Raw genomic sequence first — 6862 nt, 5'->3', positions numbered from 1 at the left:
TCCCTACTCCGATCCGAGTACGACGATCTGCCCGTCGGGGACGACGACGGACGCTGGTGGGCGCTGCACGCCCAGTTCGCCGGCCTGCCCGGCCGCAGCCACGGGCAATGCGGGCGGCCCCTGCGACCAGCACGCTCCGGCCTGCCCACCGAGCACGCCTCGATCGGCCGACGCAGCGGCGTCATCACCGCCGAACGGTGCCTGCCCACAACCCCGGTGCACCTCCGGGCCGGCGTCGGTGTCGACATCAATGCCAGGTACAGATACAGGTACAGGATGTGATGGCGGCGGTCCCCAGCAATGCACGACGCCCGCCCCCGCGTTGCCGCTCGGCCTGGTCGACGCGACGCCCTGCCCCACTCCCACGGAGGACACGAAGACCACGTCACCTCCCATCACCTCGTCCCCGGTCACCGACTCCACCAAGCCGGGCTCCAACGGGGAGAAGGAGACCTCGATTACCTGTCCGGACGGGTCCGTGCGCCGATCGGCCGACCAGTGCCCCTTGCCGCAGAAGGCCTGCCCCGGTTCGGTGGTCGGCGTCGCCGTGGGCGAAGCCTGCCCGCCGCCGCGGCCATCCCCGCCGGTCCCGGTCGTCTGCTGGGACGGTTCCGTGCGCGCGGCGACGCTCGACTGCCCCGCCGGGCGCCGGCTCTGCCCCGGCGGCCTCGCGGTTCCGCTCGACGAGCAGTGCGCGGCACCCACCCTGTCCCGCTGCCCGAAGGGGACGGTGCGCGTGCTGGGCGTGTGCACACCCGTGTCCGAGCCCGGCGGGTCCGAGCCCGGCGTGTCAGAGCCGGATGTGGGGGAGCCGGTGGCACGCGAGGCACGTCCCGGTGAGCTGTTGTTCGACCGGAGCGCCGTGACGGCTGGAGATACGCTGTTCGCCCGGGGTGCCGGCTGCAGACCCGGGTCGCAGGCCATGCTCACCGCGGGCGGCGAGCTGGTCGGACGGACCGTTGCCGACCAGGACGGCACGTTCGAGACCGTGGTCCAGTTCGCCAGCTTCCAGCCGGGTTACCGTCCGGTCACCGCCGCCTGCGGAGCTAACCTCACCGCCGGTATAGACATGGTGCTGGTCTCCGCGGACACCAGCGCTTCGCCTCCATCGGTGCTGCTTCCGCTCTTCCTGGCGCTGTCGTTCCTGGCCGTGCACTACCAGATAGCGGCCCGTGGACGTCGGCGCGCCAGGTCGCAGCGCCGTTAGGTGCCATGCGCCGCCAGACATTACCGGGTGTTGCCGGGTGTTACCCGGTGTTACCGGTGCGGGTGGACTGCTGACCGACACCCTCGACAACCTCGGGATCCTCGACAACCTCGGGCGGGAGTGATCATCTAATGTCCCACCCACCCGGCCGGAGTGGACCCGCGGACCGACCCGCGGACAGGCCCGTGGACAGGCCCGCGGATCATGCTGCCTCCGAACCGACCGAGGTCGGTCCCTATCGGCTGGTGCGGCGTCTCGGCGCGGGTGGGATGGGGACCGTCTACCTGGGGGAGAACACCGCCGGTGGTCTGGTCGCGGTCAAACTGATCCGGGCGGATCTCGCCCGGTTGGCCGAGTTCCGCAGCCGGCTCAAGCAGGAGGCCGACAACGCCCGGCGGGTCGCTCGTTTCTGCACGGCGGCGGTCCTCGACGTCGACATCACCGCCGATCCGCCTTATCTGGTGACCGAGTACGTCGACGGGCCGACGCTGTCCGAGGCGGTCGGCACGCGCGGCCCGTTAACCCCGGCGGAGCTTCATCAGCTGGCGGTGAGCATGACCACCGCGCTGATGGCGATCCACCAGGCCGGACTCGTGCACCGGGATCTGAAGCCGTCCAACATCCTGCTGTCCCGGCTCGGACCGAAGGTGATCGATTTCGGTATCGCGCGCGCCCTGGACTCCGCGACGGTACTCAGCGGGGATCGCCAGCTCGGGACGCCGGCGTTCATGGCGCCGGAACAGGCCTTAGGCGAGCAGGTCACCTCGGCGGCGGACGTGTTCGCCTGGGGCGGTGTCCTTATCTTCGCCGGGACCGGTCGTTACCCGTTCGGTAACGGCCCTGCTCCCAGCGTGCTGTACCGGACGGTCAACGATCCTCCGATGCTTGACGGCTTCGAGGACAGCCTGCGGCCCCTGGTCTCCGATGCGATGCGCAAGGCAGCGGCGGAGCGACCCACCGCCGAGAAGCTCTACGCGCGTCTTCTGGACCTACGTGCCGAAGCCCCGATGGTGGCCAAGGGGCTGTCCCTGTCCGAGGTGACCGCGCTGATCCGGCCGCTGAACACGCCTCCCGGCGGCGCCTCCGGGACGCCGGCGAGCGACGCCGACCTCGCGGGTCCGATCACGCCCGTCACCGGCCATCAGCCGATCGGACCCCCGCCGCCCGCGAACCTGATCTCGTTCCCGGGGCCGGGCATTCCCGGGGCACCATCCCAGTCCGGCCCGCCGTCTCCGCCGGAGCCCTCGTCGGTTCCGGGCCCGTCGTCTTCTCCCGGGCTAGGGTCGTCCTCGTCGGGGAGCGAGGCGTCACCGTCCGGGCCGGATGCCCGCTGGCGGCCGGGCGCCGGCTCGTCGTCCCGGTCCCGGGACGTCGCCGATGCTCTGGTGACGGTCTGGACCGATGACGAACACAGCCAGGACACCGGGCGAGGAGCGTCCCCGTCGTCCTCGTCTCAGCGGTCGTCCTCGTCGTCGCAGAGGTCCTCGTCCACCGCGCCACCGGGCGGCCGGGCCCGCAACCGACGTCCGCTGATCATCGTTGCCCTGGCGGCCGCCGTCACCGTGCTCGTGACGACGGTCGCCATCGTGTCCACCAGGGGCGGGGGCTCGCGGACCGAGACGAGCGTGCCCGAGGCGGTCGCCGAGCGGGCGCTGCTCCTCCAGGATGGCAACACGGGACTCGCCCGCCGGCTCGCGCTCGCGGCCTACCGCGCCGAGCCGCGCTCGGCCAGGACCCGGAGCGCGATGATCGCGCTGTTCGGTGCCGGGATCACCCCGACCACCATCCCCGTCGGGACGGGTGCCCTGCTGGCGCTCGCGGTGAGCCCGGACGGGCACTGGACCGCGGCGGGGAGCGACAACGGAACCGTCACGGTATGGGAAGTCGTCGGTCGGACCGAGCTGGTCCGGCGTACCTCCGTCTCGGTGTCGAGCCGCAGCTGGGTCGAGTCGCTGGCGTTCAACCGGGACAGTGGCCTGCTCGCCGCGGGCCACTCCGACGGCACGATCCGACTGTGGAACCTGCACGACCCCGACCAGCTGGTCCGATGGTCGACCATCCAGGCCCACACCGGCGCGGTGCAGTCGGTGGCCTTCAGCCCGGACAGCAACACTCTCGGGTCCGCCAGTGCGGACGGCATCGTCGCGCTGTGGGATGTCACGGACCCGGCGCATCCGAAGCAGCGCGTCCGGGCGGACGGTCAGACCGGGGGAGCGCGCTCGGTGGCCTTCGCGCCGAACGGCACCCTGCTCGCGTTCGCTGGTGACGACGGCACCGTCCATCTGTGGAACATCCGGGACGCGGCGCGGCCGACCGCGGGTGGAATCCTGCGCGGGCACAGCCGTGGGGTGCGGTCCGTGGTCTTCACCGGCGACGGAGGCGTTCTGGTCTCCGGCGGCGTCGACGCCACGGTGCGCCTGTGGGAGGTGCGGTATCCGGATAATCCCGCCCGTGGCGTCGCCACCGGCTCTCTGGGCGGGGTCCAGAGCGTGGCCTTCGAGACGGGTGCCGACGTCGTCGCATCCGCCGGTGATGACGAGACGGTCCGGCTGACCGACATCTCCCGTCTGGACAGGCCGATCCTGCTGACCCAGTGGCACGGGCACACCCAGCCGATCAGTGCGATCGCCTTCGTCTCCGGCACGGGCGTCGTCGTCTCGGCTGGTCACGACGGGACATTGCGGCTGTGGGACGCCGAGCCCGGCCGGCTCGCGGACACCGCGTGCGCCGATCCGGCGAACCGGATCACCGCCGGTGAATGGAGCACCGCCTTCAGGGACATGAGTTACCGGGCTCCCTGCGGCTGAGTTGACGAGGGCCGGCCGCCGGATTGCCCGTCAGGCCCGCTGGAGCGGCCTGCCAGGTTAACCGTCCGGCTTTTCGACCGCAGGCGAGGTCTTCACCGTCGAGGGCGTGCTGGGTTACGTCCTCACGGGTTGAGATCCGCCGGAGGAGGACGTCGACCCGCGCCCACCGACGCACCGGTCGACGGGGAAGACTGTTTGGTGTGAATGCTGCGGAAGGCCGGGCGGTGCTGTCGGTCGAGGACTTCGGGCCCTCCTGGAAGCGGGGGCCCTTCGAGTTGGGCACGGACGGCCCGCAGGTGATCATGACCGGGGTCGACGGGTCGCGGACGTCGATGCGCGCGGCAGCCTACGCGGCCGGGCTGGCCCGCCGCCAGTCGTCCCGACTGGTGGTGGTCTATGTCGCGGCCCCCTCGGTGTGGGCGGCGATGTCCCCGGCGCCGGCCGGGGAGGCGATGCAGCAAGTGATCGACTCGGTCATCGGTGAGGTGCGCGAGGCGATCCTGGAGCGGTCCGAGGAGCTGGGCGTCCCCATCCGGTTCGTCGTGCGGGCCGGCGATCCGTTCGAGGCGCTCAAGCGGAGCGCGACGGAGGAACAGGCGGACATGGTCGTCATCGGGGCGTCCGAGAGCGCCGGGCACCGCCTGGTCGGTTCCCTGGCGAGCCGGATGGTCCGCGGCGGTCGCTGGCCGGTCACCGTCGTGCCGTAGGGCCCGGATGGTTCCCGTCCGGGCCGTCCGGTGGGGGCGGATGGTCCTGACGGCCGGGGCCGGCTCCCTCCCACCGGTACGACGGCCAGCGTCGGCACCCGTCGGGCCAGTGACGAGGTCATCGCCGCACCCGTCGGCGGACTCGGCCGGAATCTCTCGACGTGGGGTCGCCGAAACCGTGACAAAATAGCGATGGAATCGTGACGTTGCGTTCACTCGCCGGCTATGCCGACCGGCCCGGCCGTGCCGGGTTGATCCGCCCGTCCAGAGAGGCCCGTCGGGCGGCCAAACCGGGCGTCGCCAGGCGCGATGCTGAACAGTGTCGAATCCGACCTGTTGGGAGGCAGCGATGCTCCGTCACAGCTCGACGCCCGCGCATATCGTGGCGCGCGATCTATCCGTTGACTACGTCACGGAGGAGGGGGAGCGAGAAGCGATTCCCGGCACACTCCGTTACGACCCGGCTGATCCCTTCGCCGTCGAGTTGATCCTACGTCCCGGTGAAGAGGCCATCACCTGGATCTTCGCCCGCGCGCTGCTAGCCGAAGGGATCGAGGTTCCCGCCGGGGCCGGCGACGTGCGCATCTGGCCGACGGCGTCCAAGGGGCGGTCGGTGATCACGGTGTCCCTGTCCAGCCCGTCGGGGCATGCCGATCTTGAGCTGGCGAAGTCGAAGGTCACCGCCTTTCTCGCCGACTGCCACGGGCAGGTTCCAATGGGGCGGGAGAGTAACGGCATCGACTGGGACAACGAGCTTCACATGCTGCTGCACACCCGGAACACCTGACCGCTTCGGGTGTTCTCAAAGATCTCATCATGAACTCTGGTAATGACGATTCCGGGCGGGGGCGCCAGTCCGGTCCGCGGCGCGGATACGGGGAGCCGTAGCCGTCCCCCGCCCGTGTCCCGCGCGCCCGCTCAGAAGGTGTCGGGCGCGCCTTCGATCGGCTGCCAGACCTGAATCTCCGGGGGTCCCTCGACGCCGGCGTCCCGCATGAGGGCGGCTATCTCGGGCTGATTGGTGAAGAACTCCTGGAATGCCTCCGCGGAATCCCATTCATCGAGGATGATGACCTGCCCGTCGCCGGCAAGGAAACGATGGTGCAAGGCTCCCACCTTTTTTGCCTGCTCGGCGACGGATATGAAGATAGCCGCCTTCGATGCGAACAGCTGCTGAAGAGCCGCTGGATCGACTTTCAGAGTCATGGCGACGATGACACTCATGTGAACCCCCATTATGTTGCCTGGCTCGGGTGACTATAGCGCATCGTCTCAGGACCCGGAAGACGGCTTGTCTGCCTCCGGGGATGCTGCGGCGTCGCCCCGGCACCGGTCAGACCCGGCGCTTGAACGCGGTGAGGGCGAGCGGCGCGAAGACCGCGGCCAGCCCCGCCGCCCAGACCAGCGCGTGCCAGGTCGGCGTGGCCACCGGGCCCGAGACCAGCAGGCCTCGGGTCGCGTCGGCCAGGGCCGTCACCGGGTTCACTTTGACGAACGCCTGCAACCAGCCCGGCATCGACGACGTCTCGACGAACACGTTGCTGATGAAGGTCAACGGGAAGATGAGGGTGAACCCGAAGGCCATCACCTTCTCCGGCTCCGAGACGAGCATCCCGACCAGCACGGAGATCCATGAGATCGCCAGCGCGAACAGGACCACGAGGCCGCAGGCGGCCAGCGCCTGCAGCGGGCCGGTCTCGATGCGGAAACCCAGCACGTATCCGAGGCCGAGCAGCATAGCGATGGCCCAGATCTGCTTGACGAGATCGGCGACGATGCGCCCGGCCAACGGCGCGGACCGGGCGATCGGCAGGGAGCGCAACCGGTCGAACACGCCCTTGGTGAGGTCGGCGTTGAGCCCCATGCCGGTGTTCAGGGTCGTGAACAGGGTGTTCTGCACGATGATGCCGGGCAGCGCGAACGTCAGATAGTCGGAGGTCGAGCCGGAGATCGCCCCGCCGAACACATAGGTGAACAGCAGGAGGAACATCAGCGGCTGCACGCTGAAGTCGAGCAGTTCCATCGGGTTGTGCTTGACCTGGACGAGCGTGCGCCAGGCCAGGGTCGCGGTGTGGCGAAGCGCGTCGAGCGGGGTGACCCGCGCGGCGCCGACCGGCTCGGCGGTGCCGTGCGTCGAGAAG

Annotated in this window: 7 protein-coding genes; 5 read left to right on the top strand and 2 right to left on the bottom strand. The window is 70.2% G+C overall.

Annotated features, from left to right (window positions below; translation table 11 throughout):
* From AC08OP_RS17845 to AC08OP_RS17825, 5 genes are all read left to right on the top strand, one after another.
* Nucleotides 1-282, top strand: a 282-nt coding sequence (locus AC08OP_RS17845) for a hypothetical protein (protein WP_476615233.1), incomplete at its 5' end; no start/stop codon positions are given.
* Nucleotides 283-322: 40 nt separating this feature from the next.
* Nucleotides 323-1207 (top strand): hypothetical protein, encoded by an 885-nt coding sequence (locus AC08OP_RS17840; RefSeq protein ID WP_476615232.1) that lies wholly within the window; start codon nt 323-325, stop codon nt 1205-1207.
* Nucleotides 1208-1392: 185 nt separating this feature from the next.
* Nucleotides 1393-4014, top strand: coding sequence for a WD40 repeat domain-containing serine/threonine protein kinase (locus AC08OP_RS17835; RefSeq protein ID WP_476615231.1), 2622 nt, complete (start codon nt 1393-1395; stop codon nt 4012-4014).
* A 200-nt stretch (nt 4015-4214) separates the two neighbouring features.
* Entirely contained in the window at nt 4215-4721 is a 507-nt protein-coding gene (locus AC08OP_RS17830; RefSeq protein ID WP_476594024.1) for a universal stress protein, read from the top strand.
* A 349-nt stretch (nt 4722-5070) separates the two neighbouring features.
* Complete coding sequence (locus AC08OP_RS17825; RefSeq protein ID WP_476615230.1) at nt 5071-5508, top strand: SsgA family sporulation/cell division regulator; 438 nt, start codon at nt 5071-5073, stop codon at nt 5506-5508.
* Between the two features lie 131 nt (nt 5509-5639).
* On the opposite strand, the gene AC08OP_RS17820 is transcribed toward AC08OP_RS17825, so the two are convergent.
* Both AC08OP_RS17820 and AC08OP_RS17815 read right to left on the bottom strand, forming a co-directional pair.
* Nucleotides 5640-5945: a hypothetical protein gene (locus AC08OP_RS17820; RefSeq protein ID WP_476615229.1), complete on the bottom strand. Its 306-nt coding sequence runs from the start codon at nt 5943-5945 to the stop codon at nt 5640-5642.
* Between the two features lie 109 nt (nt 5946-6054).
* Nucleotides 6055-6862, bottom strand: an 808-nt coding sequence (locus AC08OP_RS17815) for an ABC transporter permease (protein ID WP_476615228.1), incomplete at its 5' end; no start/stop codon positions are given.

It is taken from the genome of Frankia sp. CeRuru1, assembly GCF_977966315.1.
This window is presented reverse-complemented; position numbering and strand designations above follow the sequence as displayed.

Bases quoted from the DNA above. Each gene is read 5' to 3' on its own strand.
- AC08OP_RS17825 (WP_476615230.1), top strand. From the start codon at position 5,071: ATGCTCCGTCACAGCTCGACGCCCGCGCATATCGTGGCGCGCGATCTA.
- AC08OP_RS17820 (WP_476615229.1), bottom strand. From the start codon at position 5,945: ATGAGTGTCATCGTCGCCATGACTCTGAAAGTCGATCCAGCGGCTCTT.